Origin of the sequence: Allosphingosinicella sp. (genome assembly GCF_046295735.1) — a bacterium.
Classification (GTDB): Bacteria; Pseudomonadota; Alphaproteobacteria; order Sphingomonadales; family Sphingomonadaceae; genus Allosphingosinicella.
In genome coordinates this window covers 112,572-133,960 of sequence record NZ_JBKBMQ010000006.1, presented here as the reverse complement: position 1 = coordinate 133,960, position 21,389 = coordinate 112,572, and the positions used below count along the sequence as shown (strand labels likewise).

The 21,389-nt window shown below is 72.5% G+C and carries 18 protein-coding genes; 4 read left to right on the top strand and 14 right to left on the bottom strand.

Annotated elements, in window-relative coordinates; all coding sequences use genetic code 11:
• Positions 1–3 precede the first annotated feature (3 nt).
• The 13 genes from hisIE to aroC form a co-directional block, all read right to left on the bottom strand.
• A complete protein-coding gene (gene hisIE, locus ACK4K7_RS07460) occupies positions 4–636 on the bottom strand; it encodes a bifunctional phosphoribosyl-AMP cyclohydrolase/phosphoribosyl-ATP diphosphatase HisIE (protein WP_431864825.1) in 633 nt (210 codons plus the stop codon).
• Positions 612–1,376, bottom strand: a complete 765-nt coding sequence (gene hisF / locus ACK4K7_RS07455) for an imidazole glycerol phosphate synthase subunit HisF (RefSeq protein ID WP_431864823.1) — start codon at positions 1,374–1,376, stop codon at positions 612–614. The genes hisIE and hisF overlap by 25 nt, the downstream gene beginning before the upstream one ends.
• Positions 1,363–2,091: a HisA/HisF-related TIM barrel protein gene (locus ACK4K7_RS07450; protein ID WP_431864821.1), complete on the bottom strand. Its 729-nt coding sequence runs from the start codon at positions 2,089–2,091 to the stop codon at positions 1,363–1,365. The genes hisF and ACK4K7_RS07450 overlap by 14 nt, the downstream gene beginning before the upstream one ends.
• Entirely contained in the window at positions 2,088–2,669 is a 582-nt protein-coding gene (gene hisH / locus ACK4K7_RS07445) for an imidazole glycerol phosphate synthase subunit HisH (RefSeq protein ID WP_431864819.1), read from the bottom strand. The genes ACK4K7_RS07450 and hisH overlap by 4 nt, the downstream gene beginning before the upstream one ends.
• Positions 2,666–4,324 (bottom strand): histidinol-phosphate transaminase, encoded by a 1,659-nt coding sequence (hisC, locus tag ACK4K7_RS07440; protein WP_431864817.1) that lies wholly within the window; start codon positions 4,322–4,324, stop codon positions 2,666–2,668. Before hisC ends, hisH begins: the two co-directional genes overlap by 4 nt.
• Positions 4,321–5,619, bottom strand: a complete 1,299-nt coding sequence (gene hisD / locus ACK4K7_RS07435; RefSeq protein WP_431864815.1) for a histidinol dehydrogenase — start codon at positions 5,617–5,619, stop codon at positions 4,321–4,323. The genes hisC and hisD overlap by 4 nt, the downstream gene beginning before the upstream one ends.
• The gene (hisG, locus tag ACK4K7_RS07430; protein WP_431864813.1) at positions 5,616–6,506 is read right to left on the bottom strand and encodes an ATP phosphoribosyltransferase; all 891 of its coding nucleotides are present in this window, start codon (positions 6,504–6,506) and stop codon (positions 5,616–5,618) included. Before hisG ends, hisD begins: the two co-directional genes overlap by 4 nt.
• Entirely contained in the window at positions 6,496–6,807 is a 312-nt protein-coding gene (locus tag ACK4K7_RS07425; protein ID WP_431864811.1) for a YerC/YecD family TrpR-related protein, read from the bottom strand. Before ACK4K7_RS07425 ends, hisG begins: the two co-directional genes overlap by 11 nt.
• A gap of 82 nt (positions 6,808–6,889) precedes the next feature.
• Entirely contained in the window at positions 6,890–7,465 is a 576-nt protein-coding gene (locus tag ACK4K7_RS07420) for an anthranilate synthase component II (protein ID WP_431864809.1), read from the bottom strand.
• Positions 7,462–9,012, bottom strand: coding sequence for an anthranilate synthase component 1 (locus ACK4K7_RS07415; protein ID WP_431864807.1), 1,551 nt, complete (start codon positions 9,010–9,012; stop codon positions 7,462–7,464). Before ACK4K7_RS07415 ends, ACK4K7_RS07420 begins: the two co-directional genes overlap by 4 nt.
• Positions 9,009–10,025, bottom strand: a complete 1,017-nt coding sequence (gene aroF / locus ACK4K7_RS07410; RefSeq protein ID WP_431864805.1) for a 3-deoxy-7-phosphoheptulonate synthase — start codon at positions 10,023–10,025, stop codon at positions 9,009–9,011. Before aroF ends, ACK4K7_RS07415 begins: the two co-directional genes overlap by 4 nt.
• 246 nt (positions 10,026–10,271) lie before the next feature.
• Positions 10,272–11,363, bottom strand: a complete 1,092-nt coding sequence (gene aroB, locus ACK4K7_RS07405; protein WP_431864803.1) for a 3-dehydroquinate synthase — start codon at positions 11,361–11,363, stop codon at positions 10,272–10,274.
• On the bottom strand, positions 11,360–12,439 hold the full coding sequence (gene aroC, locus ACK4K7_RS07400; protein ID WP_431864801.1) for a chorismate synthase: 1,080 nt from the start codon (positions 12,437–12,439) through the stop codon (positions 11,360–11,362). The genes aroB and aroC overlap by 4 nt, the downstream gene beginning before the upstream one ends.
• A 73-nt stretch (positions 12,440–12,512) precedes the next feature.
• Here aroC and proB point away from each other — a divergent pair, with 73 nt between their 5' ends.
• From proB to ACK4K7_RS07380, 4 genes are all read left to right on the top strand, one after another.
• Entirely contained in the window at positions 12,513–13,667 is a 1,155-nt protein-coding gene (gene proB, locus ACK4K7_RS07395) for a glutamate 5-kinase (RefSeq protein WP_431864799.1), read from the top strand.
• Complete coding sequence (locus ACK4K7_RS07390; RefSeq protein WP_431864797.1) at positions 13,664–14,905, top strand: glutamate-5-semialdehyde dehydrogenase; 1,242 nt, start codon at positions 13,664–13,666, stop codon at positions 14,903–14,905. The genes proB and ACK4K7_RS07390 overlap by 4 nt, the downstream gene beginning before the upstream one ends.
• A 108-nt stretch (positions 14,906–15,013) precedes the next feature.
• Positions 15,014–19,504: a glutamate synthase large subunit gene (gene gltB / locus ACK4K7_RS07385; protein WP_431864795.1), complete on the top strand. Its 4,491-nt coding sequence runs from the start codon at positions 15,014–15,016 to the stop codon at positions 19,502–19,504.
• A complete protein-coding gene (locus ACK4K7_RS07380; protein ID WP_431864793.1) occupies positions 19,501–20,925 on the top strand; it encodes a glutamate synthase subunit beta in 1,425 nt (474 codons plus the stop codon). Before gltB ends, ACK4K7_RS07380 begins: the two co-directional genes overlap by 4 nt.
• Here the strand turns inward: ACK4K7_RS07380 and ACK4K7_RS07375 are convergent.
• Positions 20,922–21,362 (bottom strand): GtrA family protein, encoded by a 441-nt coding sequence (locus ACK4K7_RS07375; protein ID WP_431864791.1) that lies wholly within the window; start codon positions 21,360–21,362, stop codon positions 20,922–20,924. The two genes, ACK4K7_RS07380 and ACK4K7_RS07375, sit on opposite strands and share 4 nt — an antisense overlap.
• Positions 21,363–21,389: the final 27 nt, after the last annotated feature.

The window sequence follows — 21,389 nt, the reverse complement described above, 5'->3', positions numbered from 1 at the left end:
GCCTCAGCCGCCGGCGTGGCGGCGTTTCAGGACCCCCATCACTTCTTCCCAGCCGAAGCCGCGCGCCTCCATCAGCACGGCGAGGTGGTAGAGGAGGTCCGCGACCTCCTCGGCGCAGCCCTCGGCGTCGCGGGTGACGGCGGCCAGCGCGACCTCGACGCCTTCCTCGCCGATCTTCTGCGCGATCTTCTCCGGGCCGGCGGCGAGCAGGCGGGCGGTGTAGCTCGCCGGATCGGCGGTCGCGGCGCGCCCCGCGAGGATGCGCGACAGCAGCGCCAGCCAGCCCGGCCCCTCCGGCGCGCCCGCGCCGAAGCAGCTCGGCGATCCGGTGTGGCAGGTCGGCCCCGCCGGATCGGCGCGCAGCAGCAGCGCGTCGCCGTCGCAATCGGCCTCGATCGACGCGACCCGCAGCACGTTTCCGCTGGTCTCGCCCTTGGTCCACAGCCGCCCCTTCGAGCGGCTGAAGAAGGTCGCGTGCCCGCTCTTAGCCGTCGCGGCCAAGGCGGCTTCGTCCATATAGCCGAGCATCAGCACCTCGTCGGTGCGGCGGTCCTGGACGATGGCGGGGAGGAGGCCGTCCATCTTGTCCCAGGCGAGGCCGGCGGGGGCGGTCAGCGGCGCATTTCGATCCCGCATCGGACGAGATACTCCTTGAGTTCGGGGATGGGGATGATCCGGTCGTGGAAGACGGTGGCGGCGAGCGCGCCGCTCGCGCCGGCGCGGAAGGCGTCGCGGAAATGTTCGGGCGCGCCGGCGCCGCCGGAGGCGATGACGGGCACCGGCACCGCGGCGATCACCTGGCGCGTATGGGCAAGGTCGTAGCCGGTGCGCACGCCGTCCCGGCTCATGCAGTTGAGCACGATCTCGCCCGCGCCGCGGTCCACCGCCTCGCGCACCCAGTCGAGCGTGCGCAGCCCGGCGTCGCGGGTGCGCTCGGGGCTGCCGGTATATTGCTTCACCCGATAGCCGTCCGGTTCGGCGAGGCTGTCGACGCCGACCACCACGCACTGGCTGCCGAAGTCGCGGGCGAGTTCGGAGATCAGCGCCGGCCGCTCCAGCGCGGGCGAGTTGACCGACACCTTGTCGGCGCCGGCGGCGAGGCAGGCGGCGGCCTGGTCGCGGGTGCGGATGCCGCCGGCGACGGCGAACGGGATGTCGATCACCCGCGCGATCCGGCCGATCCAGGCGACGTCGAGCGCGCGGCCCTCGGCGCTGGCGGTGATGTCGTAGAAGACGAGCTCGTCCGCGCCCTCGTCGCGGTAGCGCAGCGCATGTTCGACGATGTCGCCGACGTCCCGATGGTCGCGGAAGCGCACGCCCTTCACGACCCGGCCGTCCTTGACGTCGAGGCAGGGGATGATCCTAGGCGCCGGCAATGCGGATCGCCTCGTCCAGTTCGAACCGGCCTTCCCAGAGCGCCTTACCGACGATCGCGCCGGCCGCGCCCGCGGCGGCGAGCTCGCCGAGGTCGCGCACCCCCGCGATGCCGCCGGAGGCCTGCACCGCCAGGCGCGGAAGGCGCCGCGCCACCTCGGCGATCAGGCCGATATTGGGGCCGAGCAGCATGCCGTCGCGGCCGATGTCGGTCACCAGCAGGTGACGGGCGGCGGGGAAGGCGGCGGCGACGTCGTAGAGGGTGCGGCCCGAGCTCTCCGTCCAGCCGGCGGTCGCCACCATCGGCGTGCCGCCGACGATGTTGACGTCGAGCGCGAGGACGATGCGGTCGCCGCCATGTGCGTCGAGCAGGGCGGCGACGGCGTCCGGTTGCTTGACGGCGAGGCTGCCGATCACGACCCGCGCCACGCCGGCGTCGAACATGCGGGCCACCTGGTCCGGCGTGCGGAAGCCGCCGGCGACCTGCAGCTTCAGCGGCGCGTCGGCCGCGAGCCGGGCGAGCAGCTCGTGCTGTGCCGGCCGGCCGGCGCGGGCGCCGTCGAGATCGACAACATGGGCCCAGCTCGCCCCCGCCTCGGCGAAGCGGGCGAGCGCGGCGGCGGGATCGGCCGGATAGACGGTCGCGTCGTCGAACCGGCCCTGGGCAAGGCGGACGCAGCGGCCGTTCATCAGGTCCATGGCGGGATAGACGATCATCGGGCGAGGAAGCTTTCGAGGAAGCGGGCGCCGGCGGGGCCGGAGCGCTCGGGATGGAATTGGGCGCCGAGGAAATTGCCGCGGCGGACGACCGCCGGCACGGCGCGGCCGTAATCGGCGGCGGCGAGCGTGTACGGCCCGTCGTCGCAGGCGTAGGAATGGGCGAAATAGACGTAGTCGCCGGGCGCGAGGCCGACACCGTCGGCGCGCAGGTCCAGCGCGCTCCAGCCCATGTGCGGCACCGGCCGGCCGGGTGCCGGTTCGAGCCGCCGGACGGCGCCGGGGATGATGCCGAGCCCGGCGCTGTCCTCCTCTTCGGAACGCTCGAACAGCAGCTGCATGCCGAGGCAGATGCCGAGCAGCGGCTGGACGAGGGTCGGGAGGAGGAGGTCGAGGCCGAGCGCGCGCAGCCGCTCCATCGCGAAGCCCGCCGCCCCGACGCCCGGCAGGACGACGCGCTCGGCGGATGCGATCTCGGCCGGATCGGCGGTGCGGCGCGGCGCGGCGCCGAGTCGTTCGAAGGCGAGCTCGATCGAGCCGATATTGCCGTAGCCGAGATCGACGATGGCGAGGGTCACAGCACGCCCTTGGTACTGGGCAGGGCGTCGCCTTCCTTGCGGACCGCCTGGCGCAGCGCCCGTCCGAACGCCTTGAAACAGGCTTCGACCTTGTGATGGTCGTTCGCGCCGGCGACGCGGACATGGATCGCCGCGCCCAGCGCGTCGGCGATGGAGCGGAAGATGTGCGCCGTCATCTCGGTCGGGTAGGCGCCGACATGGCTGGCGGCGAAGCTCCCTTCGAATACGGAATAGGGGCGGCCGGAAAGGTCGATCAGGACATGGGCCTCGGTCTCGTCCATCGGGAGGGAGAAGCCGAACCGGCCGATGCCCCGCCGGTCGGCCAAGGCCCGCGACAGCGCCTGGCCGAAAGCGATGGCGCAATCCTCCAGGCTGTGATGGGGATCGATCTCGAGATCGCCTTCGCAGGACAAAGTGAGGGAGAAGCCGCCATGGGCGGCGACCTGGTCCAGCATATGGTCGTAAAAGGGGATGCCGGTCGCGATCCGTCGCGGCTCCGCCTGATCGAGGTCGATCGCCACCGCGATCCGGGTCTCGCGCGTGTCGCGCACCAGCTCGGCCCGGCGCGCCGGCGCGGCATCGGCCGCCACGCCGAAGGCGGCGAGCGCGGCTTCGTTCTCGGCCTCGGTGCCGATCGTGAGGCGCACGCCGCCGGGCGCGGCATTGGGGCGGAAGCGGACGCGGATGCCGAGCGCCTGGAGCTTTCGCGCCAGCTGGTCGGGATCGTCGACTTCAAGGAACAGGAAATTGCCGCCGCCGCTCCGCACGCTGCGCACGACCGGAGAGTCGGCGAGCTTCGCGGCGATCCGCTCCCGGTCCGCCTTGATGCGCGCGATCCGCTCCGCATGGACCGGCCGGCGCGAGGGGGAGAGGGTCGCCATGGCGGCGGCGATCGACAGGGTCGGCAGCGGATAAGGCGGCAGCGCCCGCGAGACGAGGCCGATCAGCTCGGCGGTTCCGATCGCGCAGCCGACCCGCGCGCCGGCGAGGCCCCAGGCCTTGGACAGGGTGCGGATCACGACCAGATTGTCCCGCCGCGCCGCTTCCGGCGCCAGGCTGTCGAGCTCCGCAAATTCGATATAGGCCTCGTCGAGGACGACGATCGTGTCGGGCAGCGCCTCGCACAGGCGCAGCACGTCGGCGGGCGCGATCGGATCGCCGGTCGGGTTGTTGGGCGAGCAAAGGAAAGCGAGCTTCAGGTTCGGCTCGCCGCGCACGGTGGCGAGGAAGGCGTCGGGATCGAAGGCGAAGTCCGGGCCGAGCCGGGTCTCGATCACCCGCGCGCCCTGCAGCCGCGCGAACTGGGCATAAGCCGAAAAGGTCGGCTGGCAGACCGCCACCGCATCCTCGCCGCCGCGGCAGAAGGCGCGGATCAGGATGTCGATCGCGTCGTCCCCGCCGCGCGTCACCACCAGGCTTTCGGGCGGGACGCCGTAGAGCGCGGCCATGGTACGGCGCAAAGCGGTCGGCTGGGGCTCGGGATAGCGGTTGACGCCGGCGGCGAGGCTGCCGTCGACCAGCGGCGCATAGGCATTCTCGTTGGCGTCGAGCTTGATCGCGTCGGGCGCGAAGGCGTCGTTGGCTTGGGCGGCGATGTCGACCGGCGGCAGCGCGAGGATTTCGGGCCGGGCGAGGCGGACGGGAAGCGTCGTCATGCCGCCTCTCCCTTCAGGCGCAGGTCGGCGGCGCGGGCATGGGCCTCCAGCCCCTCCAGCCGGGCGAGCGCGGCGGCGGGCCGGGCGAGGCGGGCGGCGGCGGCGGGGCTCACCGTCTGGACGGTCATCGCCTTCATGAAGCTGTAGGCGGAAATGCCGCTCCACGCGCGCGCCGCGCCGTCGGTGGGAAGGACGTGGCTGGAGCCGGCGAGATAGTCGCCGAACGTCTCGGCGGCCTTGTAGCCCGCGAATACCGCGCCGGCATTGCGGACCGCGTCGAGGAGCGGCGCGGGATCGGCGACCGCCAGCGACAGATGCTCGGGCGCGTAGAGATTGGCGACCTCGACCGCGGCGGCGAGGTCGGGCACCAGGATCAGGCGCGCCGCCTCCAGCGTGGCGGCGGCGATGTCGCGGCGGGGCAGCGCCGGCAGCTGCGCGGCGAGCGCGGCCGCCACCGCGTCGGCGAGCGCCGCGTCGGGCGTGACGAGCAGCACCTGCGCGGACGGGTCGTGCTCCGCCTGGCTCAGCAGATCGGCGGCGACCACCTCCGAATCGGCGCCGCCGTCGGCGATCACCAGCAGTTCGGAAGGGCCGGCCGGCATGTCGATCGCCGGGCCGCCCGGCAGCGACGCGACCAGCGTCTTGGCTTCGGCGACATAGGCGTTGCCGGGGCCGCAGATCTTGTCGACCCGCGGGATGGCGCCGGCGCCGAAGGCGAGCGCGGCGATCGCCTGCGCGCCGCCCGCGGTCCACACCGCCTCGATCCCGCAATGCTCGGCGGCGAGCGCGATGGCGGGATCGAGCCCGCCGTCCGGGCGGGGCGGCGTCACCGCCACGATCTCCCGCACGCCGGCGGCGCGGGCCGGCAGCGCCAGCATCAGCAGCGTCGAAAAGAGCGGGGTCGCGCCGCCGGGCACGTAGAGGCCGACCCGGTCGATCGGCCGCCAGACCTTGCGCACGACGAGGCCGGGCTGGGTCTCCACCTCATGCGCGGCCGGAAGGCCGTTCTCGTGGAAGGCGGCGATGTTGGCGCGGGCGAGGGCGATCGCGTCGAGATCGGCGGCGGGAAGGGTCCGGCGCGCCTCGGCGGCGGGACCCGCGACGGGCACGCGCCGGGGCTCCGCGCCGTCGAGGCGGCGCGCGTGGGCGGCGAGCGCGTCCCAGCCGCCGGCGCGCACATCCTCCACGATAGCGCGGACGGCGGCGCGCAACGCCGCGTCGCTCCGCCGCTCCGGCCGGGCGAGGGCGGCGGCGCGGGCGGCCGCGTCCATCCGGGTCCAGTCGAGCCGCTTCACAGCATCATCTTTTCGATGGGCATGACCAGGATCGCCGAGGCGCCGGCCGCCTTCAGCTTCTGCAGCGTCTCCCAGAACACCGATTCCTGGCAGACGGCGTGGACGGCATAATGGCCCGGCCGGCCGGCGAGCGGAATCACCGTGGGCGCCTCGGCGCCCGGCAGGATGTCCGCGATCTCGCCGAGCGCCTCTTCGGGCGCGTTCAGCATGATATATTTGGATTCCTGGGTGGCGAGCACGCCTTCGATGCGGCGGAACAGATTGTCCGCCAGCTCCGCCTTGGCGGGCGACAGCGGGCGGCGGGTGCGGACCAGCACCGCCTCGCTCTCCAGCACCGTCTCGACCGGCACCAGGCCGTTCGCCTCCAGCGTCGCGCCGGTGGAGACGAGATCGCAGACGAAGCGCGCGATTCCGAGGCGTGGCGCGAGTTCCACCGCGCCGCTCATCTTCACCACGCTCGCCTCGACGCCGTGATCCGCGAGGAAGCGGCGCAGCAGGCCGGGATAGGACGTGGCGATGCGCTCGCCGGCCAGGCTCTCCGGCCCGCGATAGTCGAACGACTCCGGCACCGCGACCTTCAGCGCGCAACGGCCGAAACCGAGCGGGGCGGCCACGTCGAAGCGCGGCTCCGCCTCGCCCGCGCCGAATTCCTCCAGCACGTTGCGGCCGACGATCCCGAATTCGCACACCGCGTCGGCGACGAAGGTCGGGATGTCGTCGTCGCGCACGAACATCAGGTCGATCGGGAAATTGTCCACCCGTGCGGTGAGCTCGTTCTTGCCGTTCTGGATGCGCAGCCCCGCGTCGCGCAGCAGGTCGCGGCTATATTGGGCGAGCCGGCCCGATTTCTGGACGGCGATGTGCAGGCGCCCTGTGTCAGCGAACATCGGCGGCCTCCCGGTCGAGCGCCAGGCGATAGCCCTGGTGCGGCTCCTGCCGCAGGAAGCGGGCGACGCGCACGATGGTGGTGGTCGACACGCCGGTCGCCTCGTGAATGTCGCGATAGGTGAGGTCCGTCTCCTCGAGCAGGCGGGCGACGTGCCAGCGCTCGGCGAGGGTGCGGACTTCCGCCGGCGTGCAGAGGTCGGCGAGGAGGCGCGCCATCTCGTCGGGATTGCGCGGCGCGAGCAGGGCGCGGCACAGATCCCGGGAGAGGCGCGCGGGGTCGCGGGAGGGCGTGAGCGGCATCGGAAACTCGTTTCACTGTGTTATCACGTTGTAACAAGCGGGGCCTCTAATCCGGTCCCCGCCGCACCGCAAGCCCTTTCCTTCAGGCGGCGTCGGCGAGGATGTTGGCGAGGATCGCGTCGCCGTAGCGGGTGAGGATCGATTCCGGGTGGAATTGCAGGCCGGTCTGCCGCGCCTCCGGGTCCGAGATCGCCATCGGCATGCCGTCGATTTCGCCGTGCACCCGCAGGCGCGGCGGCAGGTCCGTCACGCACAGCGAATGGTAGCGGCCGACGGTGAGCGGATTTTCGAGGCCCCGCAGCGGCCCCGCGCCGTCGTGCCGCATCGCCGAGGACTTGCCGTGGACCGGCCCCGCCGCGCGCACCACCGCGCCGCCCGCCTCGCGCGCGATCGCCTGATGGCCGAGGCAGACGCCGAGCAGCGGCCGGCGTCCCCTGGCGAGGCGGACGAGCTCCAGGCAGCAGCCCGCCTCGTCCGGCGCGCCGGGGCCGGGCGACAGGACGATCAGCGCCCGGGCGGCCTCGGCGCGGGCGAATGCCTCGGCGGCGCCGACGCCGTTGCGCAGCACCGACACCCGCGCGCCGAGCCGCTCGAACGCCTCCACCAGGTTGAAGGTGAAGCTGTCATGATTGTCGATGAGGAGGACGCGGCCGCTCATGCCGCCGCTCCGGGCGCCAGCACCGACAGAATCGCCGAGGCCTTGCGCCTGGTCTCCTCCGCCTCGGCGGCGGGGTCGCTGTCGTGGACGACGCCCGCGCCGGCGCGGACATAAGCGGTGCCGTCCTTCACCACCGCCGATCGGATCACGACGCCCATGTCCATCATCCCCTCGCCGTTCAGCCAGCCGATCGCGCCGCCATAAGGGCCGCGCTTGGTGACTTCGGTGCGGCGCAGGATCTCGGTCGCGCGCAGCTTGGGCGCGCCGGTCAGCGTGCCGACGTTGAGGCAGGCCTGGAGCGCGATCGGCGCGTCGCATCCGGGGCGCAGCCGCCCGACCACCGAGGAGACGAGATGCATCACCCGGGCATAGCGCTCCACCCGCATCAAGGCGGCGACGCGGCGCGTGCCGGGCCGGGAGATGCGGGCGACGTCGTTCCGGGCGAGGTCGACCAGCATCATATGTTCGGCCGCCTCCTTCCGATCGAGCCGCATCTCCGCCTCCAGCCGGTCGTCCTCGTCCGCGGTCGCGCCGCGCGGGCGGGTGCCGGCGATCGGCTTCACCTCGACGCTCGGCGCGCCGCCGTCGCGGAACAGGCGGACCGAGGTCTCGGGCGAGGCGCCGAACAGACGATGGTCCGGCCCGGCGGCGAAGAAGCGGTAGGGGCTGGGATCGAGCCGGCGCAGCGCCGCATAAGTGGCGAGCGGATCCGGGCAGGGGGCGCGGAAGGTGCGGGAGGGTACGATCTGGTAGACCTCGCCCGCCAGGATATGCGCCTTCATGCCGGCCACCACCCCGGCATAAGCGGCGTCGTCGAGATCGGCCTCGCCGAAATCGGGCTCGCGGGCGGGAAGGATGGGCGGATCGTAAACGGGCGCCGCCTCGCAGCGCGCGACCAGGGCGGCGAGCCGCTGGGCGGCACCGTAATAAGCGCGCTGCGCCCGGTCCTCCTCGTCCGATCCGAACAGGGTGCAGACGATCCGCGGCCGCGCGCCCGGCTCGAACAGGATCAGCGATTCGGCCAGCCAGAACAGGAAGTCGGGAAATGCGAGCGGGTCCTCGGCGGCGGCGGGCAGCGTCTCGAACAGGTCGACATGGTCGTAGGCGACGATGCCGGGGCAGGCGAGCGCGAACGGCTCCTCGCCCGACAGCGAGCGGAAGCCGGTGAGGGCGCGCAGGACGTCGAACGGGGAGGGGGCGGCGAGGCGCGCCGCCGGATCGTCGCCCTCGGGCGCCGGGAACCGCAGGAGAAGGCTGTCCGCCGCCGCTTCCGCGACCCGCGCCTCCAGCCGCCGCGCGAGGAAGGCGAGGGCGTTGCGGCCGCCGTCGCCGAGCGCGTCGAGCCGCACCTCGCGGCCGCGGCAGGTCGCGCGCACCGCCGCCCCGGCGAGGAGCAGGCTCGGCCCCTCGGTCCGTTCGAGGAGAAAGGTGTCGGACCGCGTCCCGCCGTCGCTCAGCGCCGCATGGAGCGACAGCGGATCGCGTGGGACCGGGAGCTGGCGCACCAGCGCCATCGCCTCGCCGGCCTTCGGCGCCCGCACCGTCATGCCAATTCGCGGCCGACCGCCGCCACCACCGGCGCCAGCGCCGCCATCAGCTCCCGGAAGCCCTCCGGGTAGAGCGACTGCGCGCCGTCCGACAGGGCGACCGCCGGATTCTCGTGCACCTCGACCAGCAGGCCGTCCGCGCCGCAGGCCGCCGCCGCGAGCGCCATCGGCAGGACGAAGTCGCGCACGCCCGTGCCGTGGGAGGGATCGACCAGCACCGGCAGGTGGGTCTTGCGCTTGATATAGGGGATGGCGTTGAGGTCGAGCGTGTTGCGCGTCGCCGTCTCGAAGGTGCGGATGCCGCGCTCGCACAGCACCACTTCCCCATTCCCTTCCGCCAGCAGATATTCGGCGGCGAGCAGCAGCTCCTCGATCTTCGCCGACATGCCGCGCTTCAGGAGGACCGGCTTGCCCGATCGGCCGACGGCGCGCAGCAGGGTGAAATTCTGCATGTTGCGCGCGCCGATCTGCAGCGCGTCGGCATGCTGCGCGACGATGTCGACGTCGGCCGCGTCCATAACCTCGGTGACGACCGGCAGGCCCAATTCGTCGCCCACCTCGCGCAGGATGCGCAGCGCCTCCGGCCCGTGCCCGGAAAAGCCGTAGGGGCTGGTGCGCGGCTTGTAGGCGCCGGCGCGCAGCGCCCTCGCGCCCGCCGCCTTCACCTCGCGCGCGGTGTTGCGGGTCTGCTCCGCGCTCTCCACGGCGCAGGGACCCGCGATCACCGCGAAGCCGCGCCCGCCGATCGGAAGATCGCCGATCCGCACCACCGTGTCGTGCGGGTGCAGCTCCCGGCTGACGAGCTTGTAGGGGGCGAGGATCGGCTTCACCGATTCCACCATCGGATGGCTTTCGAGCTGCAGCCCGGCGAGCACCCGCTCGTCGCCGAGCGCGCCCAGCACGACGCGTTCGGCGCCGGGCATGTGGAGGGGCTTGAGGCCGCTTTCCGAGATGCGGGCGAGGAGTTCGTCGGCGGTGTCGGCGCCGGCTTCGGGCTTGAGGACGATGATCATGGATGGGGCTTTCGTGTCGGGGAGGCGCGGGACAAAAAAAGACCCGCCGGAAGGCGGGCCTGTTCGGGTTCATGGATGGAAAGTCAGGGACGTCCCGGCCATCGCCAAGCAAGCGCGCCATCGGCGGCATCGTTCGGCCAACGCCACCAGCGCGCGGCGGTGAGCGGCGCGAGAGCGGTGGCGGCGGGCGAACGGTTCGTCATCGCGCGCATGCTAGGGCCGCGCCGCCGCGCGCGTCAAGCGGCCTTACCTGGCCTCGTCCAGGAAGGCGGCGACGTCGGCGAGATCAACGTCGCGGTCGACGAACGCGGCGCCGATGCCGCGGGCGAGGATGAAGGGGACGCGCCCGGCCGCCGCTTTCTTGTCGTGGCGCATATGCGCGGCGAGCCGCGCGCCGTCCGCCGCGATGCCGGCATCGGCGAGACGGGTCGGAAGGCCTGCGGACGCGAGGTGGGCGGCCACGCGCTCCGCCTCGTCCGGCGGGCAGAGGCCGCGGGCGGCCGAGAAGCGGAAGGCGAGGACCATGCCGAGCGCCACCGCCTCGCCGTGGAGCAGGCGGCTCGAAAAGCCGGTCTCGGCCTCCAGCGCATGGCCGAAGGTGTGGCCGAGATTGAGGAGCGCGCGGCGGCCGGAGGTCTCGGTCTCGTCGTCGGCGACGATGGCCGCCTTGGCGGCGACGCTGCGGGCGATCGCGTGTGTGCGCGCCGCGAGGTCGCCGGCCAGCAGGGCCGCGCCGTTCGCCTCGCACCAGGCGAAGAAGCCGGGGTCGCCGATCAGCCCGTATTTCACCACTTCGGCATAGCCGGCGCGCAGCTCGCGGGCGGGGAGGGTGGCGAGGCAGGCGGGGTCGATCAGGACCAAAGCGGGCTGATGAAAGGCGCCGACCAGGTTCTTGCCCGCGCCCGCGTTGATCCCGGTCTTGCCGCCCACCGAGCTGTCGACCTGGGCAAGAAGGCTGGTCGGCACCTGGACGAAGCCGCAGCCGCGCTTCAGGATCGCGGCGGCGAAGCCGGCGAGGTCGCCGATCACGCCGCCGCCGAAGGCGACGACATGGTCGGTCCGCTCCACCTCCAGCGCGAGCAGGCGGTCGACGAGTGCCGACAGCCCGACCCAGCTCTTGCTCGCCTCGCCGGGCGCGAGGACGATCGGCACGGCCGCGATGTCGCCGAGGCCGGCGGTGAAGGCCGCGCCCTGCGCCGCCCACACATTCTCGTCGGTCACCACCACCAGCCGTCCGCCGCGCGCGTAGGGCGCCAGCAGGGCGCCCGCCTGGGCGAACAGGCCGGGCTCGATCCGCACGTCGTAGCTGCGCGCGCCGAGCGCGACGGGGACCTTCACGCCGCGCCCCCGCACTGGCCGCGGTGGAGCAGCTTGTGGTCGGCAAGGACGAGCGCCGCCATCGCCTCCACCACCGGGGCACCGCGGATGGCGACGCAGGGATCGTGGCGGCCGGCGGTCGCGATCTCCCGCTCGCGTCCGTCGCGGCCGACGGTGCGGACCGGCGTCAGGATCGACGATGTCGGCTTGAACGCGACCCGCAGCACCACCGGCTGGCCGGTCGAGATGCCGCCGGCGATGCCGCCGCCATGGTTGGCGAGGAAGCGCGGCCGGCCGTCGGGACCGGCGCGCATCTCGTCCGCATTCTCCTCGCCGCGCAGCCGTGCGGCGGCGAAGCCGTCGCCGATCTCCACGCCCTTCACCGCGTTGATCGACATCATCGCGGCGGCGAGATCGGCGTCGAGCTTGCCGTAGACCGGCGCGCCCCAGCCGGCCGGCAGCCCTTCGGCGACGCATTCCACCACCGCGCCGAGAGAGGAGCCGGCCTTGCGCGCGCCGTCCACCAACTCCTCCCAGCGCGCCGCGGCGGCGGGATCGGGGCAGAAGAAGGGGTTGGCGTCGACGGCGTCGAAGTCGAAGGCGCCGCGGTCGATCGGATCGCCGCCGAGCTCCACCAGATAGGCGCGGATCCTGACCTCGGGCACGACCAGCCGGGCGACGGCGCCGGCGGCGACCCGGGCGGCGGTCTCCCGCGCCGAGCTGCGCCCGCCGCCGCGCCAGTCGCGATGGCCGTATTTCGCGTCATAGGCGTAATCGGCGTGGCCCGGCCGGTAAGCGGGCGCGATCGCGGCATAGTCCTTCGACCGGGCATCGACATTGTCGATGACGAGGCTGATCGGCGTGCCGGTCGTCCGCCCCTCGAAGGTGCCGGACAGGATGCGCACGGCGTCGGGCTCCCGCCGCTGGGTGGTGAAGCGCGATCCGCCGGGGCGGCGGCGGTCGAGGAAGGGCTGGATGTCGGCTTCCGACAGTTCGAGGCCCGGCGGGCAGCCGTCGATCAGCGCCCCGATCGCGGGTCCATGGCTTTCCCCCCAGCTCGAAAAGCGGAACAGGCGGCCGAAGGTGTTGAAGCTCATGCGGGGTTCCGATGCGGTGCTGCGGGGATCATGAACGCTTCCCGCGAGCGTGGTCAAACCGTAAGCACGCCGGATGGACGTCCGGCAAGAAAGCTCGAGCGACAGCGACGCGGCGCGGCGGCTCGCCGGGGCGCGGCGGATCACGGTCAAGGTCGGCTCCTCGCTGCTGATCGCGCCGGAGGGCGGGGTGCGGACGGACTGGCTGGACGGGCTCGCCGCCGACATCGCCGAGCTCAGGGCGGGCGGGCGGCAGCTGGTCGCGGTCTCGTCGGGAGCGGTGGCGCTGGGGCGCGACCGGCTCGGCCTGCGCCGTTCGCCGCGCCTCGACTGGAAGCAGGCGGCCGCCGCGGCGGGCCAGGCGCTGCTGATGGAGGCGTGGCAGCGCGCGATGGCGCCGCACGGCATCGCCACCGCCCAGCTTCTCCTCACCTTCGACGACACCGAGCGGCGGCGCCGCTGGCTGAACGCCCGGGCGACGCTCGACGTGCTGCTCGGCCAGGGCGCGCTGCCGGTGATCAACGAGAATGACAGCGTGGCGACCGACGAGCTGCGCTACGGCGACAATGACCGGCTGTCGGCGCGGGTGGCGCAGATGATCCGCGGCGACCTGCTGGTGCTCCTGTCCGACGTCGACGGTCTCTACACCGCCGATCCGGCCCGCGACCCCGAAGCGGCGCACATCCCGCTGGTGGAGGCGATCGGGCCGGAGGTGGAGGCGGCGGCCGGCGGCACCGGCGCGGCCGGCGTCGGATCGGGCGGGATGCGCACCAAGATCGACGCGGCGCGGATCGCGCAGGGCGCCGGCTGCGCCACCCTCATCGCCTCCGGGCGGGAGGAGCGGCCGCTCCGCCGCATCCTCGCCGGCGCGCGCGCCACCCTGGTCGCGGCCCAGGCGTCGCCGGCGCGGGCCTACAAGCAATGGATCGCCGGCACGCTGAAGCCCGCCGGGCTGCTGGTCGTCGATGCCGGCGCGGCGCGCGCGCTGGACGAAGGCCGCAGCCTGCTGCCCGCCGGCGTCCGCGAGGTGCGGGGCCGGTTCGAGCGCGGCTCCTGCGTCTCCGTCGCCGACGAGGAGGGACGGGAGCTGGCGCGCGGCATCTGCGCCTATGATTCGGACGAAGCCCGCATCATCGCGGGGGCGGCGAGCGGACGGATCGAGGCGCTGCTCGGCTGGTGCGGGCCGGACGCCTTGATCCATCGCGACGATCTGGCGATGCTGGGCCGATGACGCTCGCCGATACGATGCACGACATGGGCGCCCGCGCGGCGGCGGCGGCGGCGGCGCTGCGCGACGCGCCCGCCGACGCCCGGAGCGCGGCCATCCGCGCCATGACCGCGCGGCTGCGCGCACGGGCGGACGAGGTGCTCGCGGCCAATGCGCGCGATGTCGCGCGGGCGGCGCAGATGGTGGACCGGCTGCGGCTCGATCCGGAGCGGCTGGAAGGCATCGCGTCCGGGCTCGACCAGGTCGCGGCCTTGCCCGATCCGGTGGGCGCGGAGATGGCGCGCTGGCGCCGGCCCAACGGGCTCGACATCGCGCGGGTGCGCACCCCGATCGGCGTCATCGGCATGATCTTCGAAAGCCGCCCCAACGTCGCCGCCGACGCGGCCGCGATCTGCCTGCGCGCGGGCAACGCGCTGATCCTGCGCGGCGGATCGGACGCGCTCGGAAGCTGCCTCGCCATCCACGCGGCGCTCGCCGAGGGGCTGAGGGAGGCGGGCCTGCCGGCGGACGCGGTGCAGATGGTGCCGACCGCCGACCGCGACGCGGTGGGGCTGCTGCTCGGCGGGCTCGGCGGCGCGGTCGACCTCATCGTGCCCCGCGGCGGCAAGGCGCTGGTGGCGCGGGTGGAGGCGGAGGCGCGGGTCCCGGTGCTCGGCCATCTGGAAGGCATCTGCCACAGCTTCGTCCACGCCTCGGCCGATCCGGAGATGGCGCGGGCGGTGGTCGTCAACGCGAAGCTGCGCAGGGTGTCGATCTGCGGCGCGACCGAGACCTTGCTGGTCGACGAAGCCGGCGCGGCGCGGCTGCTCCCCGGCCTCGCCGAGGCGCTTCGCGACGGCGGCTGCGCGCTGCGCGGCGACGCGGCGAGCCGTGCGGTCGTGCCGTGGATGGAGTCGGCCGCCGAGGCCGACTGGTCCGCCGAATATCTGGCGCCGGTGCTCGCCGTCCGGATCGTCGACGGGGTGGAGGGCGCGGCGGCGCACATCGCCCGCTACGGCTCCGGCCATACCGAGGCGATCGTCGCGGAGGACGAAGCGGCGGCCGAGCGCTTCCTGGCGCTGGTCGACAGCGCGATCGTGATGTGGAACGCCTCCACCCAGTTCGCCGACGGCGGCGAATTCGGCTTCGGAGCGGAGATCGGCATCGCCACCGGCCGCCTCCACGCCCGCGGCCCGGTCGGGCCGGAGCAGCTCACCACCTTCAAATATGTGGTGCGGGGGACCGGCCAGACGCGTCCCTGACGCGCTTTTGCCGCAGCGCAAAAAGTTTCTTGTGCGATTGCGAAAGGCGTGACTATCATCCCGTTTTGAGCAGGGGGCCCTCGTTCCACGGGAGACGGGAGAGCAGGAATGCCGCACCGCGCGCCGCGCCGCCCGCCGGGGGCACAGGGTCTCTACGATCCGGCGCATGAGCGCGACAGTTGCGGCATGGGCTTCATCGCCCATGTGAAGGGCGGCAAGTCGCATGACATCGTGCGCCAGGGGCTGCGCATCCTCGCCAATCTCGATCATCGCGGCGGCGTCGGCGCGGATCCGGCGATGGGCGACGGCGCCGGCTGCCTCATCCAGATCCCCGACGCCTTGCTGCGCGACTGGGCGGAAGACGAAAGGATCAGCCTGCCGCCGGAAGGCGACTATGCGGTCGCGATGTGCTTCCTCCCGCGCGGCGCCGCCGCCCGCGCCGCGGCCGAGGCGCGGCTCGAACATTTCGTGCAGATGGAGGGCCAGCTCTTCCTCGGCTGGCGCGACGTGCCGGTGGACGCGTCGGTGCTGGGGGAGTCGGTCCGGCCGACCGTGCCGGTGATCCGCCAGGCGCTGGTCGCGCGCGGACCGAAGACCCGCGACCAGGACGGGTTCGAGCGCAAGCTGCTGACGATCCGCAAGCAGACGCAGAACCCGCTTGCCGAGCAGGCGGAGAAGCTCGGCCTGCCGGAGCTTCAGGATTTCTACATCCCCTCCTTCTCCAGCCGCACCCTCGTCTACAAGGGCCTGCTGCTCGCCCACGACGTCGGCCGCTTCTATCTCGACCTCGCCGATCCGCTCACCCGGTCGGCGCTGGCGATGGTGCACCAGCGTTTTTCCACGAACACCTTCCCCTCCTGGCGGCTCGCCCACCCCTATCGCTTCCTGGCCCATAACGGCGAGATCAACACGGTGCGCGGCAACGTGAACTGGATGAACGCGCGGCGGCGGACGCTCGAATCGCCGCTGCTCGGCGCCGATCTCGACAAGATGTGGCCGATCATCCCGCACGGCCAGTCGGACACCGCCTGTCTCGACAACGCGCTCGAGCTGCTGGTGGCGGGCGGCTATTCGCTCGCCCATGCGATGATGCTGCTGATCCCGGAGGCCTGGGCCGGGGACGCGGCGATGGTGCCCGCCCGGCGCGCCTTCTACGAATATCATGCCGCCCTGATGGAGCCGTGGGACGGGCCGGCGGCAATCGCCTTCACCGACGGGCGCCGGATCGGCGCGACGCTCGATCGCAACGGATTCAGGCCCGCGCGCTTCCTCGTCACCGACGACGATCTGGTGGTGATGGCGTCCGAAAGCGGGGTGCTGCCGATCGACGAGGCGCGGATCGTGCGCAAATGGCGGCTGCAGCCCGGCCGCATGCTGCTGATCGACCTGGAGGAAGGCCGCATCGTCGAGGACGAGGAGGTGAAGGCCGGCCTCGCCGCCGCCGAACCCTATGCCGAATGGCTGCGCGACACCCAGTTCAACCTGAAGGACCTGCCCCCCGCCGCCCCGGCCCGTCCGGCGGGCGACGCCGAGGCATTGCGCCGCCAGCAGCAGGCGTTCGGCTATACCGACGAGGATCTGAAATTCTTCCTCGCCCCGATGGCGAAGGAGGGGGACGATCCGGTCGGATCGATGGGCACCGACACGCCCCCCGCCATATTGTCGGAGCGGCCGCGGCTCCTCTACGACTATCTCAAGCAGAATTTCGCGCAGGTCACCAATCCGCCGATCGATCCGATCCGCGAGAGCCTGGTCATGTCGCTGGTGTCGATGATCGGCCCGCGCCCCAACCTGCTCGGCCGCCAGGCGGGTACGCACAAGCGGCTGGAAGTGTCGCAGCCGATCCTCACCAGCGAGGACCTCGAGAAGATCCGCGCCATCCACGACACGCTGGACGGCGCCTTCCGCACCGTGACGCTGGACGCGACCTGGCCGAAGGGCGGCGACGCGCAGTCGCTGGAGGCGGCGATCCAGCGGCTGTGCTGGGAGGCGACGGAGGCGGTGCTCGCCGACATCAACGTCCTCATCCTGTCCGATCGGGCGGTGTCCGACACCCGCATCCCGATCCCGGCCGCGCTCGCCACCGGCGCGGTCCACCACCATCTCATCCGCCAGGGCCTCCGCATGCAAACCGGCCTCGTCGTCGAGACCGGCGAGGCGCGCGAGGTGCACCATATGTGCGTGCTGGCAGGCTATGGCGCGGAGGCGGTCAATCCCTGGCTCGCCTTCGACACGATCGACGCGCTCGGCCTCGGCGAGGCGGGCCGCGCCAATTACGTGAAGGCGCTCGGCAAGGGCATTTTGAAGGTGATGTCCAAGATGGGCATCTCCACCTACCAATCCTATTGCGGCGCGCAGATCTTCGACGCGGTCGGCCTCTCCTCCGCGCTCGTCGGCCGCTATTTCGCGGGCACGTCGAGCGCGATCGAGGGGATCGGCATCGCCGAGCTGGCCGAGGAGACCGCGCGGCGGCACCGCCGGGCCTATGCCGAAGGCGCCGCGACGCTCGACATCGGCGGGGTCTATGCCCAGCGGATCGGCGGCGAGGCCCATGCCTGGACCTACGACACGATCGCCGATCTCCAGCATGCGGTGCGCGGCCGCCTGCCGGACAGATACCGCGCCTTCGCGGACGCGATGAACGACCGCGCCCGCCGCCTGCTCACCCTGCGCGGGCTGTTGGAGCTGCGCCCCGCCGGGCCGCCGGTCCCGCTCGACGAGGTGGAGCCGGCGCGGGAGATCGTGAAGCGCTTCGCCACCGGCGCGATGAGCTTCGGATCGATCAGCCGCGAGGCCCATGCCACGCTCGCCGTGGCGATGAACCGCATCGGGGCCAAATCGAACACCGGCGAAGGTGGCGAGGAGGCGGACCGCTTCACCCCCCGCGCCGACGGCGCCAGCGAACGATCGGCGATCAAGCAGATCGCGTCCGGCCGTTTCGGGGTCACCGCCGAATATCTGGTCAATGCCAACGATCTCCAGATCAAGATCGCGCAGGGCGCCAAGCCGGGGGAGGGCGGCCAGCTTCCGGGGCACAAGGTCGACCGGCACATCGCCGCCGTGCGCCATTCGACGCCGGGGGTCGGCCTCATTTCGCCGCCGCCGCATCACGACATCTATTCGATCGAGGATCTGGCGCAGCTCATCCACGATCTGCGCTCGGTCAATCCGGGGGCGCGGCTGTCGGTGAAGCTGGTGTCGGAGATCGGCGTCGGCACCGTCGCCGCCGGGGTCGCCAAGTGCATGGCCGATCATGTCACCATCTCCGGCTATGAAGGCGGGACCGGCGCCTCGCCGCTCACCTCGCTCAGCCATGCCGGCAGCCCGTGGGAGATCGGCCTCGCCGAGACGCAGCAGACGCTGGTGCTGAACGGGCTGCGCGGCCGGATCTCGGTGCAGGCCGACGGCGGGCTGCGCACCGGGCGGGACGTCGCCGTCGCGGCCTTGCTCGGCGCCGACGAATTCGGTTTCGCGACCGCGCCGCTGATCGCCGCCGGCTGCATCATGATGCGCAAATGCCATCTCAACACCTGCCCGGTCGGCATCGCGACCCAGGATCCGGTGCTGCGCGCCCGCTTCACCGGCCAGCCCGAACATGTGATCGATTATTTCTTCTTCGTGGCCGAGGAGCTGCGCGAGATCATGGCCGGGCTCGGCCTGCGCAATGTCGACGAGATGGTCGGCCGCGCCAACCTGCTCGATCCTCGCGGCGCCGAGGGGCATTGGAAGGCGCGGGGCGTCGATCTCTCCCGGCTCCTCCACATGCCGGAAGGCGCGGCGCCGCGGCGGCACGAGCGGCGGATCGCGCGGCCGATCGACGCGCCGATCGACCGCGCGCTGATCGCCCGCCTCGGCGAGGCGCCGGTGCGGCACGACGCCGCGATCACCAACGCCGACCGGTCGGTGGGCGCGCTGCTGTCGGGCGAGATCGCGCGGCGCCATGGCCATGCCGGCCTGCTGGACGACAGCGTGCGCGCCCGCCTCGCCGGCACCGCCGGGCAGAGCTTCGGCGCCTTCCTCGCCCGCGGCGTGACGCTGGAGCTGATCGGCGACGCCAACGACTATGTCGGCAAGGGACTGTCGGGCGGCCGCATCGTCGTCCGCCCGCCCGAAGGCGTGGCGCGCGACGCCGCGGCGAACATCATCGTCGGCAACACCGTCCTCTACGGCGCGACCGAGGGCGAGGCCTATTTCGCGGGCGTGGCCGGCGAACGCTTCGCGGTGCGCAATTCGGGCGCCCTGGCCGTGGTCGAGGGCGTGGGCGATCATGGCTGCGAATATATGACCGGCGGGACGGTGGTGGTGCTCGGCGAGACCGGCCGCAACTTCGCCGCCGGCATGTCGGGCGGCATTGCTTATGTGTGGGACGGCGAAGGCCGCTTCCGGGCCCGCTGCAACCCGGCCGGGATCGAGCTCGGCCCGGTCGAGGACCCGGCGGCGCTGAAGGCGCTGGTCGAGCGGCACCTGCGCTTCACCGGCAGCGCGCGAGCGGCCGCCCTGGTCGACCATTGGGCCGAGGCGGTCGGGCAGTTCGTGATGGTGATGCCGGTCGAATATCGCCGCGCTCTGGCCGATCTCGCGCGGGAGGAGGCGGCATGACCGATCTGCGCGCATTCATGGAGATCGAACGGCGCGAGCGCGGCTACCGCCCCGTCGCGGAGCGGGTCGCCGGCTGGGACGAAGTGGACGCGCCGCTCTCCCCGCCGGACGTGGCGCGGCAGGCGCGGCGCTGCATGGATTGCGGCGTCCCCTTCTGCCACAGCGGCTGTCCGGTCGAAAATCTGATCCCGGACTGGAACGGCCTCGTTTCGCGCGAGGACTGGCGGGCCGCGCTGGAGAGGCTGCACCTCACCAACAACTTCCCCGAATTCACCGGCCGCATCTGCCCCGCTCCGTGCGAGGCGGCCTGCACGCTCAACATCGACGACGCGCCGGTGACGATCAAATCGGTCGAATGCGCGATCGCGGACCGCGGCTGGGAGGAAGGCTGGATCGCCCCCCGCGTCGCGCCGCGCGGCACCGGGCGGCGGATCGCCATCGTCGGCTCCGGCCCCGCCGGCCTCGCCTGTGCCCAGCAGCTCGCCCGGTTCGGCCACGCGCCGACCGTGTTCGAGAAAGCCGACCGGATCGGCGGCCTGCTGCGCTACGGCATACCGGATTTCAAGCTGGCCAAGGCGCTGATCGACCGCCGGGTCGCGCAGATGGAGGCGGAAGGGGTGATCTTCCGCACCAATATGGAGGTGGGCGTCTCGGTCTCGGTCGCGCGGCTGATGGACGATTACGACATGCTCGTCCTCGCCGGCGGCGCCGAGCGGCCGCGTGACCTCGACGTGCCCGGGCGCCATCTGGGCGGCATCCATTTCGCCATGGACTATCTGACGCAGGCGAACCGCCGCGTCGCCGGCCTTCCCGAACAGGGGGCGCCGATCCTGGCCGAAGGGCGGCACGTGGTGGTGATCGGCGGCGGCGACACCGGGTCGGACTGCATCGGCACCGCCAACCGCCAGGGCGCCGCCTCGATCGTCCAGCTCGAAATCATGCCGCAGCCGCCGCTGCGCGAGAACAAGGCCTTGTCCTGGCCGCGCTGGCCGCTGAAGCTGCGCACTTCCTCCAGCCACGAGGAAGGGTGCGACCGGGAATATTCCGTGCTGACCCTGGGCTTCGCCGGCCGCGAGGGCCAGGTGACGGGGCTCCACTGCGTGCGCGCCGAATTCGCCGACGGCGCGCCGCGGCCGGTGCCGGGCAGCAACTTCGAGCTGCCGGCCGACCTCGTCCTCCTCGCGATGGGCTTCACCGGAACGCCGGCGGACGGCGTCGCCGCCCGGGCCGGGGTGGCGCTGACCGAGCGGGCGACGGTGCGCACCGCCCCCGGCTCGCACGCCGCGTCGGAGCCGCGCATCTTCGCCTGCGGCGACATGCGGCGCGGCCAGTCACTGGTCGTCTGGGCGATCCGCGAAGGCCGCGACTGCGCCGCCGAAGTCCACGCCGCTCTCACCGCGCAAGGCGTCCGCGCGGCCTAAAGTTCCTTGAAGTTGAAGACGGCGTTCAGGAAGAACACCGCGATCCCCGCGATGGCCGAGGCGATCAGGCGCGCGATCAGATAGTGGAGCCCCGCCCACCACAGCAAGGCGGCGAAGGCGGCGAGCGTGATCACCAGGCCCACGCCGGCATTCAGCAGGAACAGGACATAGCCTTTCACCAGCCCCTGGTCGCTGTGCGAGAACACCCAGATGCGCGAGATCACATATTGCACGGTCATCGCGATCAGGAAGGCGACGGTCGCGCCGACCAGGTAGGACAGGCCCACCCATTCGACGAAGGCGAACAGCAACGCGATGTCGATGGTGAAGGCGACGATGCTCGCCACCGTGTTGCGGCCGAACAGCTTCGCGCCCCGGCTGTGCGCCGCGGCCGACCCGGCCTTCTTCACCTTCTCGATCCCGGCGGCCGGGCTCATCTGACGCACACCATGGCCGGACAACGC